The sequence below is a fragment of the Telluria sp. ZT3P25 genome, assembly GCF_059685895.1.
In genome coordinates, this window is record NZ_JCASIJ010000001.1 from 2048628 (window position 1) to 2073291 (window position 24664).

Sequence of the window (24664 nt, forward strand, 5' to 3'; positions counted from 1 at the left end):
AACGAGAACCGGAACTGCCCTGAAACACTTCTCCATTAACGGGGCGGAAGCCATTTCATCAGACGCTGCTGCTGCTGACCGTATTGCTGTGCGACGCAATCGGCTACCTGCGCCGCCCCGGCGCAGGTGGCGTCCCGGCGTTTCAGCCAGTCTCGCTGGAATGCCCTCACAGCGTCCTGGTCGCTAACGGTGTCGAACCCCTGCCGCAACTGTCTGACTTGCGCGGCCAACTCGAGATCCTGTTTTGACAGGCCTGGATCGTTGCAGATTGCCAGCTCGATCCTGGTTTTCGCCCGCGTGCAATCGAAGGACGGCCCTTGTGGGCGCGGGCGGAAGCGGCCAGCCTGACCGAATTCGGAACGGGCAAGCGGGTGGATCGCTCCATTCGCATTCACGAATTCTACCTTGCCTGGTTCAATGTCGTTGTCGCTCAGCCATGCCGAAAGCGCCTGACGTGCCGTTGCTGGCAGAGCGGTGCTGGAGAGCTCCTTCGATCCGACCAGCAATGCGTTGTCAACCACAGCCGCCCCCAGCGCAGCCCCGCTTTGTACATCGATCCAGAAGAAGCCCTTCATCATGCATGCGTGCGCGACGCAAGCCGAGACGCTCACGTAGCGGTTCTCAACGACGTGCACCGGATCTGGCGGACCGCTCAGCCCATCCATAACGTCTTTCGCAAGTTGCGTCGGAACGCTCGCCCGGATCAGCCCATGTGCGCGTTTATCCCAAATGAACGCGTTGGTCGATTTGCCTTTGTAAGAGAGTACCCAAGCGTTCTTGTTGTCGGAGGCCAGCGCATGATCGCCCCACCAGAACAAGCAGCTGGCAAGGGCGAATAACAGCAAGTCGTGCCAGCGGCAACGAAATTGATGGAAACCGATGTTCATACATCTCCGAAGTTCGGCACAGGGTGTGAAGCGCAGCTGTTACGGGCGATACGCGATCACTCCGGTGGCGGCGTCGACAGCGCAAGGTCGTTCGGGACGACGTAGGTGAAACTCTTCGGATCGAACATCACCTTCCACTTGCGCGCCTCGACCGCCTGCCCGTCCCGGCTGCCCGACAGCGTCACCGTGATTGGCGCCGGAATCGTGCCGTTGACGACGCCGACCCGGTACCGCCAGCGCCGCTTGTCGCAGCGCAGCGGCTCTTCGGGCTCCTCGATATCCATCTCGGCTTCATCGACGCCGTGGCTGCCCAGGTCAGGCGGCGTCGTGCTGTTGTACACATCGTAGGCAGCTTTGGCCTCGGCGCATGGCTGGGCGGGGATGTAGTCGCTCGATCCCGGGAATTCAGCCAGGATCGCAACGCCGCCCTTGTGCGGTGCCAGCACGTTATTGGTGACCGTGACCGGCGAATGGTTCGGATCGCTCCCGGTCTGGGTCTTGATCACCCAGCCCCACAGATTCTCGCTCAATGCCTCGAAATAGACCTGTTCGGGCTGCACAGCAACGCGTGCACTGTACTGCACCTGCAGATTCGCCGCGGTCAGATCGCCATCGCGCGGCTCGGTGGGATGCACGTGGAATGCGCCGTAGCGCGCACGGTCGGTGCCGTCGACGGCGACGCCGCTGGCGACGAAATACATCTCGTCGCCAGCAAGGTTATCGGGAATTTTGACTTGTTGCACTACCCGCATGACGTAGGTGACGTCCTCGTCGTCGACATACACCCAGCCTTTTTTCGCGGCCGAGTATTTGCCGTAGACTTTGCCCATCACATCATCGATGACGGTTGCTTCATCGATGACAACGCGCTCCGGCGCTGGCGGCGTGGTGTTGTGACGGTAGATGGCGTAAGCGAGCGTCAACAGCGCCAGCAAACCAACCACAGCCAACAGATACAGCAGCGCGCGCAGCCAGCGGCGGCGTGGACGCCCGCTCGGGACCGCTGCGGCGCTAACCTCCCCTGCAACCGGCACAGCAGCCGGGTGTTCCTTCAGATCGTCCATCGAGCCACCACGCAAATGAAAAATGTTATCAGTAATTAATCATTGTACGTCCACTGCCGGGGGGGCGAGACCGCATCCGTGCGCCGCTATGCACTGTGCTTGAATGCGTCGTGCAGGGTGCAATGAAGGCCTTGTCAGAACACGCCGGGATCGAGCTCGGATTTCTACCGTAGCGCATCAAAGCGACTCGCCCCGGAAGACCACCGAGCGGCTCACACTGGCGCCGGGCGCCAGCACCGTCAGGCCGGGATAGCCCGGCATATTGTGGGCATTGATCGGATGGTCGACCGGCTCGAAGCAAAAGAAGTCGCGGCCCGGTGGCGCATACAGGATGAAGTAATCCATCGCCGCCTCGATCGAGAGACCCAGGCCCCGCCCCGGCCAGCGCACACGCGCTACGCCGTCCCAGCCGGCGAAGGCATTGTCGACAGCCTCCTTCGGCAGCGGCTCGAATGTGCGGTAGTCCCACACAGGCGGCACAGCGCGCCGGCTCGACGGCAGCTTGTCAGGGCCCGACAACCAGACCGCATCGGCCCGCGCCTGCAGCTGCGCGCCGCCCGGGTCGGGCAACCACGGATGCAGGCCAAGGCCGAATGGCAGCGCCACCGCGCCTGCATTGCGCACCGTGAGTTCCACGATCAGCGCGTCGCCATCGAGCGTGTAGCGCAGCGTGGCGTCATACGCGAGCGGCGCAAACGCGTGACGCGTCAGGCGCAGCAGGATGGAATCGAAGGTCAGCGACTGCACATCCCACGCCTGCTGCCAGCCATCGCCATGAATGGCGACCTTCTCGCCCGGGCGGTTCGGCGTCGGCACATACCGCTGACCGCCGTACTCGAAGCCCGTTGGTGCGATCCGGTTCGACCACGGCACCAGCGGGAAGCAGGCCAGCTGGCCCGGTTGCGGCACGTCCGTAAAATCGGGCGGCAGGCCACGCAGCAGCGGCACCGGTTGCGCGCCACGCAGCCAGTCCAGGCGCGCGAGGCCGCCGCCGATCTGCGGCACGATGACGGCCGCCAGACTGCGGTTTTGCAGCACGAGGCGTTGCAGCATGGGGCGCGCCGCCGGCATCAGTATTGCGGGCCGTCGAGCAGGAACTTGCCGCCCTGGTAGATCGTCGTCACATCGTCCGGCGCCGGGAATTCGGCCGTATCCGGGAACAGATGCGCGAAGGTGCGCGAGCTGTCCTTCGGCTTGAAGCCCAGATGAGCGACCAGGCGGTTGTCCCACCAGACGCTGTCGTTGTCCGACATGCCGTAGACGATCGTGTGGCCCACGCGCGGCGCAAACAGCGCGCAGCGCAACAGCTCGGTCAGGTCGTCATACGACAGATAGGTGCTCATCATGCGCTTGTTGGCCGGCTCCGGGAAGCTCGAACCGATCCGCACGCAGACCGTCTCGATGCCGAAGCGGTCATAGTAATAGCGCGACATCTGCTCGCCGAATACCTTCGACAGGCCGTAGTAGCTGTCCGGGCGCGTCGGCGAATCCGCGTCGAGCATCTCGGTCGTGCGGTGGTAGCCGATCGCGTGGTTCGAGCTGGCGAAGATCACGCGCTTGGTGCCGGCCTTATGCAGCGCCTCGTACAGGTTGGCCACACCGAGGATATTGGCCTGCATGATCGGCTCGAACGGCTTTTCGGTGGACACGCCCCCGAAGTGCAGCACCGCGTCCACGCCCTCGAGCAGCTTGATGACTTCGTCCTTGTCGGCCAGATCGCACTGGACGATCTCTTCACCCTCACGGGCGTCGCCCATGTCGACGACATCCGACAGCCGCACCACGTCGGCCCACGGCTTGATGCGATCGCGCAGCACCTTGCCCAGGCCACCGGCCGCGCCGGTCAGCAGGATGCGTTTGAATGGTTTGCCGACTTTCTGTACTGCTTGGGTCATGCCCGTCTCCTCATGTGTTCTATTAAATTCTGCCGCGACCTTGTTCCGGGAAAGTATGCCATACAACATCGAAAAGTGGCTAGTCCAGCTTGCGATTTTGGTCAGACCAAATTAGAATGAGCCGACCAAAAGAGCGTTACCTGCACTTGAGCAACACAGGTAATACAACAGTGAATATCACGATGCCGATTGGAGACAAATGAAACTGCACTTCGTTGCCGCCCTGCTGGGCTGCGCATTGGTATCCTCGCCCGCGCTGGCCCAGGGTCAATACCGCAATACCGACAACACGAACCTGGGCGACGCCGGCGAAGGCACCTACCCGATCCCGTATAAAAAGCCGGTGGTGGCCGAGGTCACCGCCCAGTTGCAGGCAATCCGCGCTTTCATGGACCGCGCGACGCCAACCCGCATCGTCAGCAAGCGCACCGGGCAGCCGGTCACCGACCTGAACAAGCCGAGTGCGGACGCCGTCTTCGAAAAGAGCGCCGGTGACTATGGGATCCAGGTGTACGAGATGGGTGTGGTCCATTCCGGCCTGCTCAAGGCGGCCCAGGTCACCAAGGACCCCGGCTTTACCGCGATGACCAAGCGCCACTTCGCCTTCTTTGCCGAAACGCTACCGTATTTCCGCGCGCAGGAACAGCAGTTCAAGCTCGAACGCGCCAACAGCTTCTCGCGCTTTCTCGACCCGCGCTCGCTCGACGACGCCGGCTCGATGTGCGCGGCCCTGATGCGCGCGCGCGCCGCCAAGGTCGGGCCGGATCTGAAACCCATGATCGATACCTGCAGCGACTGGGTCGCCAAGCGCCAGTTCCGGCTGGACGACGGTACGATGGCCCGCAAGCGCCCGCAGGAAGTCTCGCTGTGGGCCGACGACATGTACATGAGCATCCCGGCGCTCGCCGAGATGGGCCGCCTGACGGGCGAGCGCGCCTATTTCGACGATGCGGTCAACAACGTGATGGGCATGTCGAGCCGCATGTTCAATCCGCAGCTTGGCCTGTACACGCACGGCTGGCATGCAAACCACCCGGATGCGCCGCGCTTCTACTGGGCGCGCGCCAATGGCTGGGCGGTGCTGGCGATGTCCGACCTGCTCGACGTGCTGCCGAAGGATCATCCTGGCTACCCGAAAGTGCTGGCGCAGCTGCGCGCATCGCTCAAGGGTATCGCCGAACTGCAAAGCGGCAGCGGCCTGTGGCACCAGATGATCGACCGCAACGACTCGTATCTCGAGACGTCCGCCAGCGCGATCTTCACGTATGTGATCGCGCATGCCGTCAACGAGGGCTGGGTCAGCCCGACGACCTACGGCTCGATCGCGCAAACCGGCTGGAACGCGCTGTCGACCCGCATCACGGCGCTGGGCCAGGTCGAAGGCACGTGCGTCGGTACGACGCTGGCGGGCGACATGGCCTACTACTACCACCGCCCGACCAGCGTGGATGCGCTGCACGGCTACGGCCCGATGCTGCTGGCCGGCGCCGAAATCATTCGCCTGGTGACGAACCCCGCGTTCGAAGTGCAGCACAAGGTGCGCACCTACCACTACATGCCCAAGGGTGGGCAGACCGACTACCGCGAACACCACTGACCCTGGAGTGACATAATGAACCGACTCGTACTCGCCGCGCTGCTCATTCCCGCAGTGGCCGCGCCGCTGGCGCACGCCCATGCGGACGGCATCCGCGTGACCGTCCAGCAGGACCTGGCAATCGCCCGCCCCTCCGAAACCATCTCGATCCCGTGGAAGGACGTGAACGCCGCCCTGCCCGGCGCGATGGTGCAGAAGATTGCGGTGAAGGATGCGCGTGGCCGCGTGCTGCCGCATCAGGTCACGAATATCGCACCGCAGGCGAAGGACCCGAAGCACGAAGGCGTCGCCTACGGTGAACTCCTGTTCCAGCACAGCTTCGCTGCTGGCGAGAAGAGCGCGAACTTCACCATCGAACGCATCGACGGCGTCGCCCCGCCGTTCCCGGTCAAGACCTTCGCGCGTCAGGTGCCCGAGCGGCTGGACGACTTCGCGTGGGAAAACGACAAGATCGCCCACCGCACCTACGGGCCGGCGCTGGCAGCGCCCGCGCCGCCCGGCGTCGTCAAGGAAGTCCTGGTGACGAGCGGCCTGGATATCTGGTTCAAGCGTGTCGATTATCCGATCGTCGACCGCTGGTACAACAAGGGCCACGACCATTATCACAAGGATCAGGGCGAAGGCATGGACATGTACAACGTCGGCAAGTCGCGCGGCGCCGGCGGCATCGGTGTCTGGAGCGGCGAGACCTTGTACCCGGGCGTGAACTACGCAACCTTCAGGATCCTGGCCAATGGCCCGATCCGCACGGTGTTCGAACTGCATTACGCGCCGTGGGATGCCGGCGGGCGCGAGGTCAGCGAAGTCAAACGCTTCACGGTCGACGCTGGCCAATGGTTTGACCGTATCGACAGCACCTTCACCGCCAGCGGCGACGGCCAGCTGACGGTGGCCGTGGGCCTGAACAAGACGCCGGCCGACAAGGGCCAGTCCCCGAAAATCGCCACTACCCGCGACGGCAAGGTCCTGCTGCAGTGGGTCGAGCAGTCAACCAACGATGCCTTCGGCACCGCGGTCGTGCTGCCAGCGGCCGAAGGCTTTGCCCAGGATGCGCTTAATGACCTGATCGTGGCCAAAGCCACGCCGGGCACGCCGCTGCGCTACTACGCCGGCGGTGCCTGGCGCCGCGCGGGCGAGATCACCAGCCGCGAACTGTGGCAACGCGAGGCGGCAACCGTCGCAGCGCGCGACGCCAGCCCGGTGCGCGTGACCATCGCACCGACCAAAGGAAACTGACCATGCCATTTCACCCGAAACGCCGCGCGCTGCTGCGCACCGTGCCGGCAGCATCGCTGCTGCTCTCCGGCGTCACCGCGGCTGCCCCCGCCGCCCGCAAAGCGGTAACGCCACCTGACCCGTGGCAGCGCGCCAACGACATCATTGCCCGCTTTGCCACGCCGCTGGTATTTCGCAAGGAAGACTTCGACGTCACGGCCTATGGCGCCAAGCCGGCATCGATGGTACAGGTGCGGGGCCAGATCGCCTCGCTCGTCGATGGCGTGCTCGACACGCCGGCGCCCGGCTCGCCGGACAGCTATCCGGCCATCGCGGCCGCCATCGCCGCCTGCCACGCCAAGGGCGGCGGTCGTGTCGTAATCCCGAAAGGTGACTGGTATTGCGCCGGCCCGATCGTGCTGAGCTCGAACGTCCACGTGCACCTGGCCGCAGGCGCGCGCGTGCATTTTTCGGCCAACCCCGATCACTACGCGCGCCACGGCGCGCATGATTGCGGCGCCAATGGCAAGCTGGTGCTGTCGCGCTGGCAGGGCAACGACTGCCTGAATTATTCGCCGATGGTGTATGCGATCGACCAGCAGAATATCGCGCTGACGGGCGAGGACTGGACCAGCATCCTCAATGGCCAGGGCGGCGTGCCGTTCGAGCCGGGCTTTGCGCAGCAAGCCGAATGCTGGTGGGACTGGAAGGGCCGCGCCCAGCCCGGCCAGCCCAAGCGCAGCCGCACCGAGGTTGCCGCCAATCCGGCCAATGCGCCACTCGACCGCATCGTTCCCGGCATCGACGCGGGCCTGCAGGCAAGCATCCAGGGCGAGGGAAACCGCTGGCAGACCGACTCTCGCTATCTGCCAGCGCTGTCCGAGGCCGGCGTGCCGGTCGAACGGCGCGTGTTCGGCCACGGCCACTTTCTGCGCCCGTGCATGATCGAGCTGATTGGTTGCAGCAAGGTGCTGCTGCAGGGTTACCAGGTCAATGCGGCGCCGTTCTGGCTGCACCACCCGGTCGATTGCAAGGACCTGCTGATCCGCCGCGTGAACATGGAAAGCCTGGGTCCGAACAGCGACGGGTTCGATCCGGAAGCCTGCGACGGCGTGCTGGTCGACGAGTGCCAGTTCAACAATGGCGACGACTGCATCGCGATCAAGGCCGGCAAAAACAGCGACACACAGCATGGTCCGACGCGCAATATCGTCATCCAGAACTGCGTGATGAACAGCGGCCATGGCGGCGTCACGCTTGGCAGCGAGATGGCCGGCGGGATCGAGCACGTCTACGCGCAACAGCTCGATTTTCGCAACACGCACTGGAAGGACGATCCGCTGAACACGGCGATCCGGCTCAAGACGAACATGAACCGCGGCGGTTTTCTGCGCCATCTGTACGTGCGCGACGTGACGCTGCCCAATGGCGTGGCGCTTGAACCTGGCCTGTACAAGCCGCTGGCCGGCGCGCGCGACATCAAGCAACCGGTCGCGTCTGGCGCCGGTGCCATCGTCACGATCGATTGCGATTACGTGCCGGGCGACGACACGATGCGTAATCGCCCGCCGCAGGTATCGGACATCGACATTCGCAACGTCCGCACGAAGAATGTCGATACGGGCAAGGGCCAGTTCTCCTGCTACCAGGCGTTCGTGCTGCTCGGCCCCGTGGCGTCAAGCTTCAACGGCAAGCCAGGCACGACGATCCCGCCGATCGCGCGCGTGCGCATCAGCGACTCGGACTTCGGCACACCCGTCAACACCGCGCAACCGTGGTTCATGCACAACGCCGTGGACATCACGCTGGACAACGTCACCATCGGCGGCAAGCGCTACAAGCAGGTCCTGCATAAAAAGACCTGACTAGCAACAGGTCAGGCCAAATTAAAATATTTTTTAATTGGCCTGACCAAAATTGGAAGTTGTGTCATAGAATCTAAAAACTGGCCTGACCAGATAAACAAATGCAGCGCCGGTGGACCCGTCAGCGTCCACCCCGATAAAAACGCATGGAGACAGCATGAACCAACACCCGCACCGCGCATCGCTGCGCAAACTCACCCTGTGCCTGCTCGGCACGGCCTCGGTATCCGCCATGTCGCTCGGCCCCGCGTTCGCGCAGGAAGTGGCCGCGTCACCGACCGGCACCGGCGCAGCGCAAACGGTGGTCGTCACGGGCCTGCGCGCCTCGCTCGAAAGCGCCCTGAACGCCAAGCGCCAGGAAAACGGCATTGTCGACGTCATCAAGTCGGAAGACATGGGCAAGTTCCCCGATACGAACCTGGCCGAATCGCTGCAGCGGGTGCCTGGCGTCGTCATCGACCGCGATGCGGGTGAAGGCCGCTCGATCACGGTGCGCGGTCTGGGTCAGGACTTTACGCGTGTACGCATCAACGGTATCGAGGGCCTCGCCACCACGGGCGGCACCGACAGCTCGGGCGGCACCAACCGTGGCCGCGGCTTCGACTTCAACGTGTTTGCGTCTGAACTGTTCAGCGCCCTGACAGTGCGCAAGAGTTCATCGGCCGACGTCGACGAAGGCTCGCTTGGTGCCACCGTCGACCTGCAGACACTGCGCCCGTTCGACCTGAAAGGCTTTAACGCCACGGTGGCCCTCAAGGGCAAGTACAACGACGGCTCGGAGAAGACCGATCCGCGCGCAGCCTTCATGATTTCGGACACGTTCTTCGACCGCAAGGTTGGCGTGCTGGTCTCGGGCGCGTTCTCGAAACGGCGCGTGCTGGAAGACGGTTTCAGCACCGTGCGCTGGGACAACGGCCCGTCGTCGGGCGGCTGGTGCGCGCCGCGCGGCGCCGCTGCGAATCCGACCAATTCGACCGCGACGACCTGCGGCCCGGCCGCACAGGGCGTCGCGCGCCTGCCCAACACCCCGGAAAACCTGGCCGCCTACAACGCCGCCAGCAGCCCGGACAACTTCCATCCGCGCCTGCCACGCTACGGCCGCCTGACCCACGACCAGGATCGCCTGGGCCTGACCGCGTCGGTGCAATGGCGGCCGCAGCGCGGCACCCTGCTCACCTTTGACATGCTGTACTCGAAGCTCGACGCCACGCGTCAGGAAGACTTCCTGGAAGCGACCTCGTTCAGCCGCAGCGCCAGTCAGGGCGGCAAGCCGCAAATGAGCGTGGTGCAGGCCGAGTACGCGCCGAACGGCTCTCTGCTGTACGGCAAATACAATGGCGTCGACATCCGCTCCGAGCAGCGCTTCGATGAACTGAAAACCACCTTCACGCAGCCGACGCTGACGCTCGAACACAAGCTTACCGACACGCTGAGCATGAGCGCCCGCTACGGCCGCGCCAACTCGAAGTTCCGCAACCCGGTGCAGACCACCGTGACGCTCGACGCGCTCAATGTCGACGGCTACACGCTCGACTTCCGCAACGACGACCGCCGCCCGGTCATCGGGTATCCATTCGACCCGATGGGCAACCGCCTGGGCCTGGTCGGCGTACCGCAGGTGGCCAGCGGCACCCAGCCGTCGACGGTCGCCAACACGACCACCAGCGAAATCCGCACCCGTCCGCAAGGCACCGACAACGTCAACAACGTCGGCCAGTTCGACCTGGCGTGGGAAGCCAGTGACATCTTCACGATCAAGGGCGGCGTCAACAGCAAGAAGTACAGCTCGGACACCTACGAATTCCGGCGCGTGAACCAGAACGACACGATCTTCGCGCCGCCATCAGGCGCCAGCGGGCTGACGAATAACCTGACCGGCTTTGGCAGCAATCTCGGCCTGCCAGCCGGGAATGCAACCGGCTGGGTGGTGCCGAATCTGCAGGCGATCGCCGCTGCCTACGACATCTACTGCAACTGCATCAAGAGCGGCCCTGCCGGCGGTCCGGGCGACTTCCGGCTGTCGTCGATCGAAAACGGCAATGCGCGCGGCAACAACCGCTCGGTCACCGAAAAAAGCGATGGCCTGTACCTGATGGGCGAGTTCCGCTATGACCTGTGGAATATCCCGGTGCGCGGCAACGTCGGCGTGCGCCACGTGAAGACCGACCTGTCGACGACCGGCTACCAGGCTGCCGGCGGTGGGACCGCCGTCACGGTCGATCACGACTACAAGGACACGCTGCCATCGTTCAACCTGGCCGCGAACATCACCGACGAATTCATCGTGCGCGTCGGCGCCGCCAAGGTCATGACGCGCCCGCAGCTGGGCTTCCTGTCGCCGGGCGGCAGCATCGCGACCACCGGCAACCTGTCGATCAACACGGGTAACCCGTTCCTCAAGCCGTTCCGTGCCAAGACCTTCGACACCAGCTTCGAGTACTACTTCAAGAACAAGGCGTTCGTCGGCGTGGGCCTGTTCCAAAAGAACATCGACACCTACATCCAGAGCCTGCGCACCAACGTGGCGTTCCGCGATTCGGGCCTGCCGCTGTCGCTGCTGCCGGCGAACTTCACGGGTGAAGAAGTGTTTGCGCTGACCACACCGGTCAATACCGACGGCGGCAAGCTGAAAGGCTTCGAGATCAACTACCAGCAGCCGTTCACCTTCCTGCCCGGCTGGGGCAAGAACTTCGGCACGCTGCTGAACTACACCCGGGTCTCGTCGAAGATCGAATACCTGGTCTCGCCGACCAGCGACGCGCGCATCACGGACGACCTGCTGAACCTGTCGCCGAAAGCATGGAACGCCACGCTGTTCTATGACGACGGCAAGTTCAGCGCGCGTGTCTCGGCCGCCCAGCGCTCGGGCTTCGTGACCCGCGTGCCGGGCCAGAACAACAACGACGTCGAAGGCAAGAACGAAACCCTCAACGTCGACCTGTCGTTCTCGTACAAGGTCAATGACAAGCTCGAGTTCACGCTCGAAGGCGTCAACCTGACCAACGAAGAAAGCGACCAGTTCATCAGCCGGGCGCGCAACAGCGTCGTCGTCAACAACGTCACGGGCCGCGAATATCTGTTCGGGCTGCGTTACAAGTTCTGATCGAACGCGTCCTCGCGTCCTTGGGCCCGCGCTTGCGCGGGCTTTTTTTCGTCCGCGTCCGGCATGCCCCGGCGGCACGCGGGGCATCCGCCTGGCCTCAGGTACGCTACAATCTACGGCCCGCGACGCACGCGATTTTCTCCAACCTGCCAGCGAAAGACCCATGAGCACCTCGACCGAGATTGACAACGGCCTCCCCCTCGACATGACCATCTTCGGCGGGATGGGCGACCTTGCCATGCGCAAGCTGCTGCCCGCCCTGTACATGGCCTACCTGCACGGCAACCTGCCGGCATCGACCCGCATCCTGTCGACCGGCCGCCAGGACTATGACCGCGCGGCCTATCTCGCCTTCATCGAAGAGCATTCGCGCTCGTTCATCAGCGGCGACAATTTCAACGAGAAGAGCTGGGCCGGTTTCCTGGATCTGCTGGTCTACGTGAAGGTCGATGTCGCTGAGGCGCCGGTCTTCGACACGCTGCGCGATGTCTCGCGCGATGGCGCCCAGCGCGTGTTCTATCTCGCCACCGCGCCATCGCTGTTCACGATGATCTGCGACAAGCTGGCCGCCACCGGCCTGGTCGACGCCAACGCACGCGTCGTTCTCGAGAAACCATTGGGCCGCGACCTGGCCTCGGCCGTCGAGATCAACGAGGCGGTCGGCAAGCACTTTGCCGAGTCGCAGATCTACCGCATCGACCACTACCTGGGCAAAGAGACCGTGCAAAACCTGATGGTGCTGCGCTTCGGGAACTCGATCCTGGAACCGCTGTGGCGCGCGCCGAACATCGCCAGCGTGCAGATCACGGTGGCCGAAGAAGTCGGCGTGGGCAGCCGCGCGGGCTTCTACGACAGCGCCGGCGCGATGCGCGACATGGTGCAGAACCACCTGATGCAGCTGCTGTGCATCGTGGCGATGGAGCCGCCAACCTCGCTCTCGCCCGACGCCGTGCGCGATGAAAAGCTCAAGGTGCTGCGCTCGCTGCGCCGCATGGGCCTGGCAGATATCGCGCGCGATACCGTGCGTGGCCAGTATTCGCGTGGCGTGAGCGGCAACCAGGAAGCCAAGGGCTATCACGAAGAAAGCAATGTGCCGGCCGACAGCCACACCGAGACCTTCGTCGCCCTGCGCGCCCACATCGATACCTGGCGCTGGTCGAAGGTGCCGTTCTATCTGCGTACCGGCAAGCGCATGGCGCGCCGCTCGTCGAAGATCGTCATCGAGTTCGCCAATCCGCCGTTCCCGCTGTTCCCGGAAACCCCGGGCGGCGTGGCCAATCGCCTCGTCATCGAGCTGCAGCCCGAAGAAGCGATCAAGCTGCAGATCTTCGCCAAGCAGCCGGGTAGCGGCATGCTGATGCAGCAGGTCGCACTGAACCTCGATCTGCAATCGGCATTCGCGCAGCGCCGCGCCGAAGCCTACGAACGCCTGCTGATCGACGTCGTGCGCGGTCGCCTGACGCACTTCATGCGCCGCGATGAACTCGAGGCGGCGTGGGAATGGGTCGAACCGATCATCAACGGCTGGGAGACGCTGGGCGAAAAGCCCCATGCGTATGCGGCCGGTTCGTGGGGGCCGCCGGAATCGTTCGCGCTGCTGGCGCGCGACGGGTTTGGCTGGGTCGAGTAAGCGATTCGACCCACCCGCCGGCGCGGCTTCAAGCCGCGCCGGCTTCCAGGTTGGCGCGCACGCGCGCCAGCAACGCCATCAAGCGGGCCTGCTCGGCCGTGTCCAGCCCTGCCAGGGCAATCTTTCCCAATGCGCCGCTTTGCCGGTGCAGTTCCTCACACACCGCCTGCCCTGCACTGCTCAGTGTCAGCCGGGTACTGCGCCGATCCGCCTCATCGGCTGTCGCATCGAGCATGCCCACGTCGCGCAAGCCCTTGATCAGGCGCGCAACCTGCGCCTTGTCGCGGCCCGAATGCGCGACCAGATCGCTCTGCGTCGCGCCGGGATGACGGCCGAAAAACCGCAGCACCTTGATTTCCATGTGCGCCAGCTCGTGCGAACCTGACTGCACATCGGCGCGCAGGCCGCGCATTTGCTGCGAACGATACAGGTGCACGATCGCGTGCATCACCTCAAGCGCATCTTCGCCGCTTTTTTGGTTGACTCTATCAACTTCTTTTTGCATAATGGTGGACGTTATCAACTAATTGATGGAGTGTAGCATGAGTGAAACCGACATCCCCACGATCGAACGCGTGCGCCACGACCTGAAACTGCGCGAGGTCACCGTGGCACGCATCAAGCGCGTCAGCCCCGGCTTTGCCAGCATCACGTTCCAGGGCGAGGCGCTGGGCGACTTCACGTCGCTGTCGTTCGACGACCACGTCAAGTTCATGTTCAACGATGCCAGTGGCGAACAGGTACGGCGCGACTACACACCGCGCCGGGTCGACACCGACGCCCGCGAAGTCGACATTGAATTCGCACTGCACGGCCATGGCGGCGCGGCCGAGTGGGCGCGCAATGCGACCGTCGGCCAGCGCGCGATCATTGGCGGGCCGCGCGGCTCGATGATCCTGCCGCTGGCGATGGACTGGCACCTCTTGGTCGGCGACGACAGCGCGCTGCCGGCCGTGACGCGCCGGCTCGAAGAATTGCCGGCAGGCGCCCGCGTCGACGCAGTGCTGCTGGTGGATGCAGCAAACCGCCGCACGTTCGTGACCCGCGCCGATGCCCGCATCCACTGGGTCGATAGCGACGATGCGCTGTTGCAGGTGCTGAAGGATTTGCCGTTGCAGCCGGGCGCCGGGCTGGCCTGGGGCGGTGGTGAAGCGGCGCTGATGGCGCGTGTGCGCCAGGTGCTGGTCGAGACGGGCATGCCACGCCAGGCCGCCAAAGTATCGGCCTACTGGAAACGCGGCGTGGCCGACCATCACGAACGCCTGGACTGACAGGGCAGCCGCTCAGCGCGGATACGTGAACCCGGTGGCGATATCCATCGGCACCAGGCGTTTGCCATCGCGCACCATCAGGCGGTCGGGCGGCTCATCGCCGGCCAGCGCGCCCGGTGTGTTCAGCAGGCCTTCGCCCTGGCGCACCAGCGGGTCGCTGCGTTCGTAGACGTTGCGGCAACCGGTGGCCTTCAACAGCGCCTGCACGACCGGCACCTTCCACATGTCGACACCGGCAGCGTTGAACTGGCAGATCAGATAGCCCTCGGCGCCGCCATACTGGTGCACCTGCAGGCCTGGCAAGCCATCCTTCTCGCCATCGATCAAGCCAATCAGCGCCTGCGGATCGGCAGTGCGCAGCGTGGCGGCGCGCTTGTCGACGGCCGCCTGCACGCGGCGCTTGATCATGGCATGATCGACCGGCTCGTCCTCGCGCAACGACCACATGCGCCCGACGATCTGCGACTTGGCGTTGTAGGCGGCGCGGCCGATGAACTGGCGCGTCGATGTTTGCACGATGGCGGTAATGCCCGGCTTGTTGCGTTCGTGGCCTTTGCCGTCGACTTTTTCGACGGCCGACAGGTAGATCCACGGGTCGCCCGCGAGCAGGGCTTTTTCCTTGCCCTGCTTGATGGTGATGATGAGCATGTGTGACTTTCGTTTGCAGGACGGGGATGATACAGCAATCGCGCCCCATCACCGCCCTTGAATAGCGGCCTCAGTCCACCGGCGTCGGCAGCGGCTCACCGTCGAAGTGTGCGACCAGATTGGCCACCGCCAGTGCGCCCATTGCGCGCCGCGCTTCGACCGTAAAACTGCCCACGTGCGGCGTGAGCACGACATTATCCAGCGCCAGCAGCCCTTGCGGCACCTGCGGTTCATTCTTGAACACGTCCAGGCCCGCCGCGCCCAGCCGGCCATCCTGCAGTGCCGCGACCAGCTCCGCTTCGTCGACCACCGTGCCGCGCGCGATGTTGATCAGGGTGCCTTCCGGCCCCAGTGCCTCGATGATGGCGCGGTCGATCATGCCCTGGGTGTCGGCGCCGCCCGGCATGCACAGAACGAGCATGTCACTCTCGTGCGCCAGTGCGAGGAGCGATGCGCTGCGCTGCGCCGGCGCCGGACCGGGGCTGCGCTGGTAGTAACGGACCTGCAGCCCGAAGCCCTGCAGGCGCGCAGCGACCGCTTGCCCGATACGCCCGAACCCGACGATACCCGCGACCTTGCCTTTCAGGGCGTGCGCCTGCAGATGCCCCAGCGGCGCCCTGGCCGGCCAGTCGCCGGCGCGCACGTAACGATCGAGCACCGGCAGGCGGCGCACGGCCGACAGCAGCAGCAACACGGCGAAATCGGCCACGTCATCGGTCAGCACGTCGGGCGTGTTGGTCACGTGGATGCCCTTCTCAGCCAGCAGCGACAGCGGCACCGCGTCGACACCCACGCCATGCACCGTCACGATCTCAAGCTGCGGCAGACTTGCCACCAGCGCTGGCGTGACGCCGACCGTGCCGGTGGTGAGCACGCCGCGGATGCTGCCTGCGATCGCGTCGAACGCGGGGTCACCCGCCTGCGGAATTGCCTTCATGAAGTGACAGTCGAAAGCTTGCGCCACCTGCTCGCGCACGTCGTCCGACCAGACGCTGCCCAATACGAGAATGCTCGGTTTCATCGTTCAACACCCTGCCGTTTCGTCGTGGAAGATGGCCCGAGTATGCCAGAGGCGCGGCTTGCCGGGCGCGGCGCAGGGTAGAATGCCGGGCTTTGCCACTGCATGAACGCCGCCGTGCACAGCCTCCCAGTCACCCCACCTAGCCCGCGTATCGCCTCGATCGACATCGTGCGCGGCCTCGTCATGCTGATCATGACGCTCGACCACGTCCGCGAAACCTTCTACCTGCAGCACCAGGTCAGCGACCCGATGGATGTCGCGAGCACCGACCCGGCCCTGTTCTTTTCGCGCCTGGCGGCGCACTTCTGCGCGCCGATATTCGTGTTCCTGACCGGCCTGTCGGCCTGGTTGTATGCCAATCCGGCGAGCGGTCCGCGCAGTGCGACGGGCTTTCTGGCCAAACGCGGCGCCTTCCTGATCCTGCTCGAAATCGTCGTCATCAACTTCGCCTGGACCGGCACCTTCACGCCGCACACCGTGTATCTGCAGGTGATGTGGGCAATCGGCCTGTCGATGCTGGCGCTGGCCCTGCTGCACCGCCTGCCGCTGCTGCTGCTGGCGGCCATTGGCGCGGCGATCGTAGCCGGCCACAATGCGCTGGCCGGCGTGGCGTTCGCGCCGGATACGTGGGCCGCCAGTGCCTGGACGATCCTCGAGCAGCGCGGCAACCTGATGGACGACCCGGTGCGGGTGCGCATCAGCTATCCGCTGCTGGCGTGGATCGGCGTGATCCTGCTCGGTTACGCCTGCGGCCCGCTGTATGCGCGCGGCATGCCCGCCGCCCAGCGCCAGCGCTGGCTGGTCAACGCCGGCGTGGCGTGCCTGCTGCTGCTGGCGGTGCTGCGCACCTGGAACGTGTATGGCGAGCCGCTGCCGTGGGCGCCGCACGATACCCTTCTGCGCAGCGCGATGTCGTGGCTGAATTTCACGAAGTACCCGCCATCGCTGGACTTCCTGCTGCTCACGCTCGGCGGGGGCGTGCTGGTGCTGGCCTGGATCGAGCGTATCGACGCCGGCTGGGTACGGGTCGCGGCCGTGTTCGGCGGCGCGCCGTTGTTCTTCTATATCGCGCACCTGTATCTGCTGCTGGTGGCGCAGCAGGTTGCCGCGTTCGTGCTGGACCTTCCGCGCGTCGATGTCGGGCACGTCTGGCAGGTCTGGCTCGGCTCGGTCTTGCTGGCGGCGCTGCTGTACTGGCCAACGAAGCGTTTCGGCCGCTACAAGCGCGAGAGCGGCAAGGCCTGGGTCAAGTACCTGTAGCCACCGCTGCAATGTCGGCAGGGCCATTGCTGTCGCGCCCCGGGTGGCAGCGAGCACAAACCCCATGGCGATTCCTGCTTGCCCCGATTGGCGCGGATCGCCAGAGCAGGTAAAGTGCCATGGTCGCCACTTCGATGGGATCGCCATGTACGCCAGCAACTGGACTACCCTGGGGCCGCAGCAGGTACAAGCCCTCAGAAATATGGACCGCAGCCGCCAGGAACGCGGCCGGCAACTCGAGCAGGCCGGTCACGGTCCGCAGGAAACACCGTACACGGTCATCCTGGCCGAAACGGGCCTGCAACTGCGCCGCTACGAACCGGCCGCCGCGGGCGGGCCGGCGGTACTGCTGGTGCCGGCGCCGATCAAGCGCGCCTACATCTGGGATCTGGCGCCCGCCATCAGCGTCGTGCAGCGCTGGCAGGAGCGCGGCTACCGCGTCTACCTGGCCGAATGGCTGCCGATGCCCGATGGCGATCCGGCCGTCGGCCTGGCCGATTACGGCGATCGCATGCTGGCGAGCTGTCAGCGTGCGATCCAGGCCGACTGCGGCGAGGCCAGCTTGACGGTCGTTGGCCATTCGCTGGGCGGCATCCTGGCGGCCATCTACAGTGCCATGCATCCCGAGCGCGTGACGGCCACCGTGCTGCTCGAGTCGCCGCTGCGTTTCGCGCACGGCGCCTCGTGCTTTGCGCCGCTGGTCAAGGCCACGCCCGACGCGCGCCACATCGCCGACACGTTCCACCACGTGCCGGGCGCGTTCCTCAACATGATGAGCGCAATGGCCGAGCCGCAAGCGTTCGGCTGGGAGCGCGCCACCGACCGCTGGCTGTCACTGTTCGATCCGAAGGCGCTGGCCACGCACATGCAGGTCGAGCGCTGGAGCCATGACGAATTCGCGTTGCCCGGCAAGCTGTTCGTCGACATCGTCGAGTCGCTGTATCGCAACGACGATTTCATGGCTGGCCGGCTCGCCATCAACGGCCGCACCATCGGCCCTGCCGACCTGCGCTCGCCATTGATCAGTGTCGTCGACTTTCGCAGCAAGGTCATTCCACCAGCCGCCGTGGTGCCTTTCCACGAGGCGACCTCGAGCGAGCGCAAGCAGGTGCTGCAGTACCATGGCGACATCGGCGTGAACCTGCAGCATGTCGGCGTGCTGGCCGGTCGCAGCGCGCATGCCACGCTGTGGCCCACCATCTTCGACTGGCTCGGCGCGCCGGCAACCTCGGGCGCTTGATCCGCGAGCAGCGGCGCGCCCTGCGCCGCTGCTGCTTCCTGTCCACCGCCACGACTATCACTGGCACCTGTTCCAGTGACGCCATCGGTCATCCCTCGAGCTACCTCCCACCTGGTCTGCATTTCCATTGTTCAATAACAAGTTGACACCCTTAGATGAGAATAGTTATCATTACGGGTAATCAGTCATGTGGCCATGGCTGGCGCAGATCATCCGGATACCGGGTAGTCGCCTTCCGTACCAATCACGAACAACAGGAAACAACGATGGAAAAGCTGGTTCGCCCTGCCGGGCATCTTCACTTGACGACACTGACGGTCTGCGTGGGCCTCGCCCTGCCGCTACTGGCCCAGGCACAGTCCACCGACGCCGGCACCACGTCGATGCCGCAAGTGCAAGTGCAGGCCCAGAAGCTGGGCGACGCCGTCGGCTCGTACACCATCGGTCGCACCCGCACCGCCACGCCACTGGACATGTCGCTGCGCGACACGCCGCAATCGGTGTCCGTCATCACCCAGCAGCGCATTGAAGACCAGGGCCTGCTCACCATCACCGACGTCGCCAATAACGTTACCGGTGTCTCGGTCAACCAGTACGAAACCCACCGCGCCAGCTTTACCGCGCGTGGCTTCGAAGTGACCAATCTGCAGATCGACAATATCCCGACCACCTGGGATGCTGCCTGGAGCGCCGGCGAAGTGCTGGGCAGCCTTGCCCTGTATGACCGTGTCGAAGTCGTGCGCGGCGCCACCGGCCTGATGACCGGCGCCGGCACGCCATCGGCCGCGCTGAATCTGGTGCGCAAGCGCGCCTTCAGCAAAAAGCTCGATGGCACGATCGAGGCCACCGTTGGCCGCTGGGACAAGCGCCGCATCATGGCCGACGTCTCGACGCCGCTGAACGAATCGGGCAGCATCCGTGGCCGCGCCGTAGCGGAATACAGCGCTGGCGACAGCTGGGTGCAGTATCTGGAAAACAAGGATCGCACCATCTACGCCACCGTCGAAGCCGACATCGGCCGCGACGGCACCTTCTCGACCGGCTTCTCGCGCCAGAAAATGAGCCCGCGCGGCTCGATGTGGGGCGGCCTGCCATACCGCTACAGCGATGGCTCGGTCATCGACTGGGACCGCTCAAAAACCACCGCCGCCCCGTGGGCCGGCTACGAAAACCAGTACGACAACTTCTTCGCCGACTACGAGCACCGCTTCGCCAACGGCTGGAAGCTGCGCCTGACCTACACTGACGCAACGCGCGACGGGGACTCGCACCTGCTGTACCTGTCGGGCGTGCCGGATCGCGTGACGGGCTCGGGCCTGAATGCCTTCACGGGTTCGTACGTGATCCAGACCAAGCAGAAAGATTTCGGCGTCCACACGAGCGGCAAGTTCACACTGGGCGAGCGTCAGCATGAAGCTGCCTTCGGCTACCTGCATGCGAAGACCGACTTCAGTTCGAACAACCGGCTGGCGAACTACGGGACCGCAGACCAGACCGTGGCCAACATCAACAACTGGAACCCGGCCTCGTACCCGACGCCCACGTTCGGTTCGCAGGCGTTCTACGAGGGTAGCGAAACCACCCAGCAAGGTCTGTACGGCATGGCGCGCTTCACGTTGACCGACCGCCTGAAGGCCGTCGTTGGCGCACGCGTGACCAAGTATGAAAAACAAGGCGGTGGTCTGTACACACAGGCCTACTCGCTCAATTACGACAACGAGATCACGCCCTACGCCGGCCTGGTGTTCGACCTGAACGACACCTACTCGCTGTACGCCAGCCACACCAGCATCTTCGAGCCGCAGAACCTGAAAGACTTCGCGGGCAATATGCTCGACCCGATCGAGGGCAAGGCCAACGAAGCCGGTATCAAGGGCGAGTTCTTCGACCGCCGCGTGAATGCGTCGCTGGCCGTGTTCCACCTGAAGCAGGATAACCTGGGCCAGGTAGCCGGTCGCATCGATCGCGACGGCGCATCCGGTCCGCTGCTGGAAGAGAATTATTATCGCGCCGCCAGGGGCGCCACCAGCAAGGGGATCGAGCTGGATGTCTCTGGCGAGATCGTCTCGGGCCTGAACGCCAGCATCGGCTACGCAATCTTCCGCGCCAAGGATGCAAGCGGCGTCGATTTCAATTCGATCTACCCGCGCAAGACACTGCGCGCATTTGCGAGCTACCGCCTGCCGGGCGAATGGGACAAGCTGACCGTCGGCGGCGGCGTGAACTGGGAAGGCAGCACCTACACGACCGACGGCACGGTTGCCCCGGGGATCGACGGCCGGATGGAACAGGCATCGTACGCGCTGGTCAACCTGATGGCGCGCTACGAGTTCAACAAGCAGTTGTCGGCCCAGCTGAACGTCAACAACGCAACCGACAAGAAAATGTTCGCGATGTTCTCCGCCTACAACCAGTTCACGTACGGCGCCCCGCGCAACACGTCGCTGACGCTGCGCTACCGCTTCTGATGGCGTGATGCAGTAGCGCGCTTGTCACGGGCGTGGCCATGGTCCCGACGCCGTCAGCGCGTCGCCATGGCCTCGACCGCATGGAGCCAGGCGCAATTCTCGGATGCAGCGAACCCTTTCAGGAAAGCGCGCCGCACCGAGCCTGCCGCGATGCAGGCCGAGACGTGCTTCGAATGGCGTTCGGCCCCGCTCAACTTGCGCACCCAGCCGCGAAACGGGATCAGCCCCTCTGCCGTGCGCTGCAGCGCGCCCACCGCCTGGTCCTGAACCAGCGACGACGCACGGCGCGCCAGGGAAGGATCGGCAGGCGACACCGGCGCGTCGAGGTCGGCGCCGAGCACCTCATCGAGATCGTGGATTTCCAATGAAATCGCCACGCAGTTCTGGCTGGCCGGCACCTGGTACGGGTTCTCCCGAGCGCTCAGCAGTACGGCGGGGATGTCGGCTTGCGCGAGATTCAGATCGGCAAGTGGCACGCTCGCTGCCGACCCGATCCGGGTCGCGGTCGACGACGCGCAACCGGCCAGCACGACGAACGTGGCAATGGCGGCGAGTTTGCGGGGTAAGCGCCTGAGATTCGAGGTCATGGCTAGACTATTTCTGAGAGGAAAGGAAGTCAACTGTAGCCAGCGCAGCGGAGCGCGCCAGCACGCGCGTCAATCGTGCGCTGTAAAATGAATGACAATTGTCAATTCAGGAGCCATACCATGAAACGAACCGCACTCGTCGTCGGCGTCACCGGCATTGGCGGCAACCACGCCGCCCGTGAACTGCTGGCGCAAGGCTGGGATGTGATTGGCCTGTCGCGCCGCGCACCGCGCGACCTGCCGCAGGTGCGCCACATCGCCGCCGACCTGCTCGACCCTGCCGCACTGGGCGCCGCACTGAAGGACGTCGCCCCGACCCACGTCTTCATCACGACCTGGATGCGCCAGGACACCGAAGCCGAGAACATCCGCGTCAACGCCGCACTGGTACGCAACCTGCTGGACGCGCTGTCGTCGCACAAGAGCGTGCGCCACGTCGCGCTGGTCACGGGCCTGAAGCATTATCTGGGACCGTTTGAAGCGTACGCCAGTTCGGGGACGCTGCCCGACACGCCGCTGCGCGAATCGCAGCCGCGCCTGGCGCTCGAGAATTTCTATTACGCGCAGGAAGACGAGGTCTATGCAGCCGCCGAGCGCGACCGCTTCACCTGGACCATTCACCGTCCGCACACCGTCATCGGCCTGGCGGTCGGCAATGCGATGAACCTGGGCACCACGCTGGCCGTGTATGCAACGATCTGCAAGGAGACGGGCCGCCCGTTCCAGTTCCCCGGTTCAGCCGCGCAGTGGAATGGCATGTCCGATGTGACCGATGCCCGCATGCTGGCCAAACAGCTGGTCTGGGCCGCCGATACCGACGCGTCGCGCAACGAAGCTTTTAACATCGTCAATGGCGACGTGTTCCGCTGGAGCTGGTTGTGGCCGAAGCTGGCCGCGTTCTTCGGCGTCGAGGCGGCCGGTTTCAATGGCACCGTGCAGCCACTCGAAGCGGCGATGGCAAACGATGCGCCGCTGTGGCGCGACATCGCGGCGCGCCATGGCCTGGTGGAAGCCGATCTGGATCGCCTGGCCTCGGCCTGGCATACCGACCTCGATCTGGGCCGGCCGCTTGAAGTCATGACCGACATGAGCAACAGCCGCCGCCTTGGCTTCACGGCCTACCAGGCCACCGATGCATCGTTCTTCGACCTGTTTGAACGCCTGCGCGCAGAACGTCTGATCCCGTAATCAACACGGCAGGTGCGACCGCTCGTATTGCGGTCGCACCGTAACGTTATGTTCAAGCAACCGCGGCAAGACGCAGCGGCGCGGCGCCAGGCGCGATGCGCCCTTGCCGGCCTGTCTCGCCACTGCCGTTGGCAAGCCGGAACTGGCCTACCAGGCTGGCCAGACCGGATGCCTGCGCCTGCAGTTCCTGCGATGCGGCGGAGGCTTCTTCAACGAGCGCCGTATTCTGCTGGGTCATGCCATCCATTTCGCCGATCGCGTTGCTCACTTCGCCCAGGCCGACGCTTTGCTCGGCGCTGGCAATTGAGATGTCTCCCATGATTTCGGTCACGCGCTGGACGCTGTCCATGAGCGTCTGCATGGTGCTGCCTGCGCGCTGGACCAGTTCAGAACCCGTGTCCACTTTGCCGACCGAGTCTTCGATCAGGACCTTGATTTCCCTGGCGGCGCTCGCCGAGCGCTGCGCCAGATTACGCACTTCACTGGCCACGACGGCAAACCCGCGCCCTTGTTCCCCTGCCCGCGCCGCTTCCACCGCAGCGTTGAGCGCCAGGATGTTGGTCTGGAACGCGATGCCGTCGATGACCGAAATGATGTCGACGATGCGCTTGGACGACGCATTGATCGACGCCATCGTATCCGTCACCTGCAGCATGACCGCGCCGCCTTCCTGCGAGACCGAGGACGCCGACTGCGCGAACGTGTTGGCCTGCCGTGCATTGTTCGCGTTTTGCTCGACGGTCGTGGTCAGCTCTTCCATGGCAGATGCAATGCGTTCCAGTGACGACGCCTGTATCTCGGTGCGTGCGGCCAGATCGCTGCTGCCTTCGGCGATTTCGGACGAAGCGCTCGCAATCGCATCGGTCCCATGGCGCACCTTGCCGACGATCGACGCGAGGCTGTCGCGCATGGTTTTCACCGAAAACAGCAGGCTCGTGCTGTCGCCCGCACGCACATCCACGTTCGTGGCAAGGTCGCCCGAGGCGATCAGATTGGCAATCTGCGCAGTATACGCAGGCTCGCCACCCAGCTGTTTAAGCAACAGGCGCTTGATGGCGGTCGATATAACGACACTGAGCACGAACGCGGCGATGGTCAGCCCGATCACCCAGTTACGGGCGGCAGCTTCAGCGTGTTCGGCCGAGGCGTCCGCGTCAGCCAGCTCACGTTCGGCGTTGGCGACGAGCACCGCAATGTCTTTCACGATCTGATGGCGCAGTGGGCTGCACTCTTCGACCAGGAATTTTCCGAACGCTTCCATCTGGCCTGCTTCACGGAACTTGCGCGGCTTTTCCAGTGCAGTGGCCATTGCCAGCAATCCTGCGCGCACCTTGTCGAACTGGGGATCGCCGGCAAATGCCGGCGCCATGCCCTCAAGTGCGGCCAGATAGGCCTTCTTTTGCTGATCGACCAGGTTGAGCTCGTTCCTGGCCTGCTCGTCGCTGGTGAATATATAGGCATTGCGCGCTGCCAGCCCGGTCTGGGCCAACGCTTCGCGCGCGATATACAACGGCTTGAGATGTTCTTCGTTGACGCGATGCAAGTCCTTCGTTGCGCCGTGAATGGCCGTCAAGCCAAATATGGAAAATGCACCGAGTAATAGCATCAGCGCGGTGACCAGACCAAACCCCAGTGTGAGCTGAGTGCCGATTTTCATGTTCTTGAACGCGTACATTTTTTTGCCTTGTAAGAATACCTGCTGGTCACCGCGATACGGGTCAGGAC

General features: G+C 64.4%; 19 protein-coding genes. 10 read left to right on the forward strand and 9 right to left on the reverse strand.

The window, feature by feature from the left end:
* Positions 1-35: 35 nt before the first annotated feature.
* From AC56LY_RS09215 to AC56LY_RS09230, 4 genes are all read right to left on the reverse strand, one after another.
* A complete protein-coding gene (locus AC56LY_RS09215; protein ID WP_499578547.1) occupies positions 36-887 on the reverse strand; it encodes a lysozyme inhibitor LprI family protein in 852 nt (283 codons plus the stop codon).
* A gap of 56 nt (positions 888-943) precedes the next feature.
* On the reverse strand, positions 944-1951 hold the full coding sequence (locus AC56LY_RS09220) for a hypothetical protein (protein ID WP_499578549.1): 1008 nt from the start codon (positions 1949-1951) through the stop codon (positions 944-946).
* A 177-nt stretch (positions 1952-2128) separates the two neighbouring features.
* Complete coding sequence (locus AC56LY_RS09225) at positions 2129-3004, reverse strand: aldose 1-epimerase (RefSeq protein WP_499578550.1); 876 nt, start codon at positions 3002-3004, stop codon at positions 2129-2131.
* 17 nt (positions 3005-3021) lie between these two features.
* Complete coding sequence (locus tag AC56LY_RS09230; protein ID WP_499578552.1) at positions 3022-3846, reverse strand: NAD-dependent epimerase/dehydratase family protein; 825 nt, start codon at positions 3844-3846, stop codon at positions 3022-3024.
* Positions 3847-4045: 199 nt separating this feature from the next.
* On the opposite strand from AC56LY_RS09230, the gene AC56LY_RS09235 reads away from it, so the two are divergent.
* From AC56LY_RS09235 to zwf, 5 genes are all read left to right on the forward strand, one after another.
* Positions 4046-5443, forward strand: a complete 1398-nt coding sequence (locus AC56LY_RS09235; protein WP_499578554.1) for a glycoside hydrolase family 88/105 protein — start codon at positions 4046-4048, stop codon at positions 5441-5443.
* 15 nt (positions 5444-5458) lie between these two features.
* Entirely contained in the window at positions 5459-6679 is a 1221-nt protein-coding gene (locus tag AC56LY_RS09240; RefSeq protein ID WP_499578557.1) for a DUF4861 family protein, read from the forward strand.
* Positions 6680-6681: 2 nt separating this feature from the next.
* Positions 6682-8523 carry a glycoside hydrolase family 28 protein gene (locus tag AC56LY_RS09245; RefSeq protein WP_499578559.1) on the forward strand — a complete coding sequence of 614 codons (1842 nt, stop codon included), beginning with the start codon at positions 6682-6684 and terminating at the stop codon, positions 8521-8523.
* A 157-nt stretch (positions 8524-8680) separates the two neighbouring features.
* Positions 8681-11626: a TonB-dependent receptor gene (locus tag AC56LY_RS09250; protein WP_499578560.1), complete on the forward strand. Its 2946-nt coding sequence runs from the start codon at positions 8681-8683 to the stop codon at positions 11624-11626.
* A gap of 163 nt (positions 11627-11789) precedes the next feature.
* Positions 11790-13256 carry a glucose-6-phosphate dehydrogenase gene (gene zwf, locus AC56LY_RS09255; protein ID WP_258834341.1) on the forward strand — a complete coding sequence of 489 codons (1467 nt, stop codon included), beginning with the start codon at positions 11790-11792 and terminating at the stop codon, positions 13254-13256.
* A gap of 28 nt (positions 13257-13284) precedes the next feature.
* Here the strand turns inward: zwf and AC56LY_RS09260 are convergent, their stop codons facing one another.
* On the reverse strand, positions 13285-13761 hold the full coding sequence (locus AC56LY_RS09260) for a MarR family winged helix-turn-helix transcriptional regulator (protein WP_499578562.1): 477 nt from the start codon (positions 13759-13761) through the stop codon (positions 13285-13287).
* A 37-nt stretch (positions 13762-13798) separates the two neighbouring features.
* Here AC56LY_RS09260 and AC56LY_RS09265 point away from each other — a divergent pair, with 37 nt between their 5' ends.
* The gene (locus AC56LY_RS09265) at positions 13799-14527 is read left to right on the forward strand and encodes a siderophore-interacting protein (protein WP_499578563.1); all 729 of its coding nucleotides are present in this window, start codon (positions 13799-13801) and stop codon (positions 14525-14527) included.
* A gap of 12 nt (positions 14528-14539) precedes the next feature.
* Here the strand turns inward: AC56LY_RS09265 and AC56LY_RS09270 are convergent, their stop codons facing one another.
* Both AC56LY_RS09270 and AC56LY_RS09275 read right to left on the reverse strand, forming a co-directional pair.
* Positions 14540-15175: a class I SAM-dependent rRNA methyltransferase gene (locus AC56LY_RS09270; protein WP_499578565.1), complete on the reverse strand. Its 636-nt coding sequence runs from the start codon at positions 15173-15175 to the stop codon at positions 14540-14542.
* Positions 15176-15245: 70 nt separating this feature from the next.
* Positions 15246-16196, reverse strand: coding sequence for a 2-hydroxyacid dehydrogenase (locus AC56LY_RS09275; RefSeq protein WP_499578566.1), 951 nt, complete (start codon positions 16194-16196; stop codon positions 15246-15248).
* A gap of 102 nt (positions 16197-16298) precedes the next feature.
* Here AC56LY_RS09275 and AC56LY_RS09280 point away from each other — a divergent pair, with 102 nt between their 5' ends.
* The 3 genes from AC56LY_RS09280 to AC56LY_RS09290 all read left to right on the forward strand — a co-directional run bounded on the left by AC56LY_RS09280 (position 16299) and on the right by AC56LY_RS09290 (position 21164).
* Positions 16299-17456, forward strand: a complete 1158-nt coding sequence (locus AC56LY_RS09280) for an acetyltransferase domain-containing protein (RefSeq protein WP_499578568.1) — start codon at positions 16299-16301, stop codon at positions 17454-17456.
* 64 nt (positions 17457-17520) lie between these two features.
* Positions 17521-18696, forward strand: coding sequence for an alpha/beta fold hydrolase (locus AC56LY_RS09285; RefSeq protein WP_499578570.1), 1176 nt, complete (start codon positions 17521-17523; stop codon positions 18694-18696).
* A 266-nt stretch (positions 18697-18962) separates the two neighbouring features.
* Positions 18963-21164 (forward strand): TonB-dependent siderophore receptor, encoded by a 2202-nt coding sequence (locus AC56LY_RS09290; protein WP_499578572.1) that lies wholly within the window; start codon positions 18963-18965, stop codon positions 21162-21164.
* Positions 21165-21217: 53 nt separating this feature from the next.
* Here the strand turns inward: AC56LY_RS09290 and AC56LY_RS09295 are convergent, their stop codons facing one another.
* Positions 21218-21751, reverse strand: coding sequence for a hypothetical protein (locus AC56LY_RS09295; protein ID WP_499578576.1), 534 nt, complete (start codon positions 21749-21751; stop codon positions 21218-21220).
* 120 nt (positions 21752-21871) lie between these two features.
* Between AC56LY_RS09295 and AC56LY_RS09300 the strand changes: the two genes are divergently transcribed.
* Positions 21872-22939 carry an SDR family oxidoreductase gene (locus AC56LY_RS09300; protein ID WP_499578578.1) on the forward strand — a complete coding sequence of 356 codons (1068 nt, stop codon included), beginning with the start codon at positions 21872-21874 and terminating at the stop codon, positions 22937-22939.
* Positions 22940-22991: 52 nt separating this feature from the next.
* Here the strand turns inward: AC56LY_RS09300 and AC56LY_RS09305 are convergent, their stop codons facing one another.
* The gene (locus AC56LY_RS09305) at positions 22992-24596 is read right to left on the reverse strand and encodes a methyl-accepting chemotaxis protein (RefSeq protein ID WP_499578579.1); all 1605 of its coding nucleotides are present in this window, start codon (positions 24594-24596) and stop codon (positions 22992-22994) included.
* Positions 24597-24664: the final 68 nt, after the last annotated feature.

What these genes read in the sequence shown, in the direction of transcription:
- AC56LY_RS09215 (WP_499578547.1), bottom strand. Translation starts at nt 887, where the DNA reads ATGAACATCGGTTTCCATCAATTTCGTTGCCGCTGGCACGACTTGCTG.
- AC56LY_RS09220 (WP_499578549.1), bottom strand. Translation starts at nt 1,951, where the DNA reads ATGGACGATCTGAAGGAACACCCGGCTGCTGTGCCGGTTGCAGGGGAG.
- AC56LY_RS09225 (WP_499578550.1), bottom strand. Translation starts at nt 3,004, where the DNA reads ATGCTGCAACGCCTCGTGCTGCAAAACCGCAGTCTGGCGGCCGTCATC.
- AC56LY_RS09230 (WP_499578552.1), bottom strand. Translation starts at nt 3,846, where the DNA reads ATGACCCAAGCAGTACAGAAAGTCGGCAAACCATTCAAACGCATCCTG.
- AC56LY_RS09235 (WP_499578554.1), top strand. Translation starts at nt 4,046, where the DNA reads ATGAAACTGCACTTCGTTGCCGCCCTGCTGGGCTGCGCATTGGTATCC.
- AC56LY_RS09240 (WP_499578557.1), top strand. Translation starts at nt 5,459, where the DNA reads ATGAACCGACTCGTACTCGCCGCGCTGCTCATTCCCGCAGTGGCCGCG.
- AC56LY_RS09245 (WP_499578559.1), top strand. Translation starts at nt 6,682, where the DNA reads ATGCCATTTCACCCGAAACGCCGCGCGCTGCTGCGCACCGTGCCGGCA.
- AC56LY_RS09250 (WP_499578560.1), top strand. Translation starts at nt 8,681, where the DNA reads ATGAACCAACACCCGCACCGCGCATCGCTGCGCAAACTCACCCTGTGC.
- zwf (WP_258834341.1), top strand. Translation starts at nt 11,790, where the DNA reads ATGAGCACCTCGACCGAGATTGACAACGGCCTCCCCCTCGACATGACC.
- AC56LY_RS09260 (WP_499578562.1), bottom strand. Translation starts at nt 13,761, where the DNA reads ATGCAAAAAGAAGTTGATAGAGTCAACCAAAAAAGCGGCGAAGATGCG.
- AC56LY_RS09265 (WP_499578563.1), top strand. Translation starts at nt 13,799, where the DNA reads ATGAGTGAAACCGACATCCCCACGATCGAACGCGTGCGCCACGACCTG.
- AC56LY_RS09270 (WP_499578565.1), bottom strand. Translation starts at nt 15,175, where the DNA reads ATGCTCATCATCACCATCAAGCAGGGCAAGGAAAAAGCCCTGCTCGCG.
- AC56LY_RS09275 (WP_499578566.1), bottom strand. Translation starts at nt 16,196, where the DNA reads ATGAAACCGAGCATTCTCGTATTGGGCAGCGTCTGGTCGGACGACGTG.
- AC56LY_RS09280 (WP_499578568.1), top strand. Translation starts at nt 16,299, where the DNA reads ATGAACGCCGCCGTGCACAGCCTCCCAGTCACCCCACCTAGCCCGCGT.
- AC56LY_RS09285 (WP_499578570.1), top strand. Translation starts at nt 17,521, where the DNA reads ATGGCGATTCCTGCTTGCCCCGATTGGCGCGGATCGCCAGAGCAGGTA.
- AC56LY_RS09290 (WP_499578572.1), top strand. Translation starts at nt 18,963, where the DNA reads ATGGAAAAGCTGGTTCGCCCTGCCGGGCATCTTCACTTGACGACACTG.
- AC56LY_RS09295 (WP_499578576.1), bottom strand. Translation starts at nt 21,751, where the DNA reads ATGACCTCGAATCTCAGGCGCTTACCCCGCAAACTCGCCGCCATTGCC.
- AC56LY_RS09300 (WP_499578578.1), top strand. Translation starts at nt 21,872, where the DNA reads ATGAAACGAACCGCACTCGTCGTCGGCGTCACCGGCATTGGCGGCAAC.
- AC56LY_RS09305 (WP_499578579.1), bottom strand. Translation starts at nt 24,596, where the DNA reads ATGAAAATCGGCACTCAGCTCACACTGGGGTTTGGTCTGGTCACCGCG.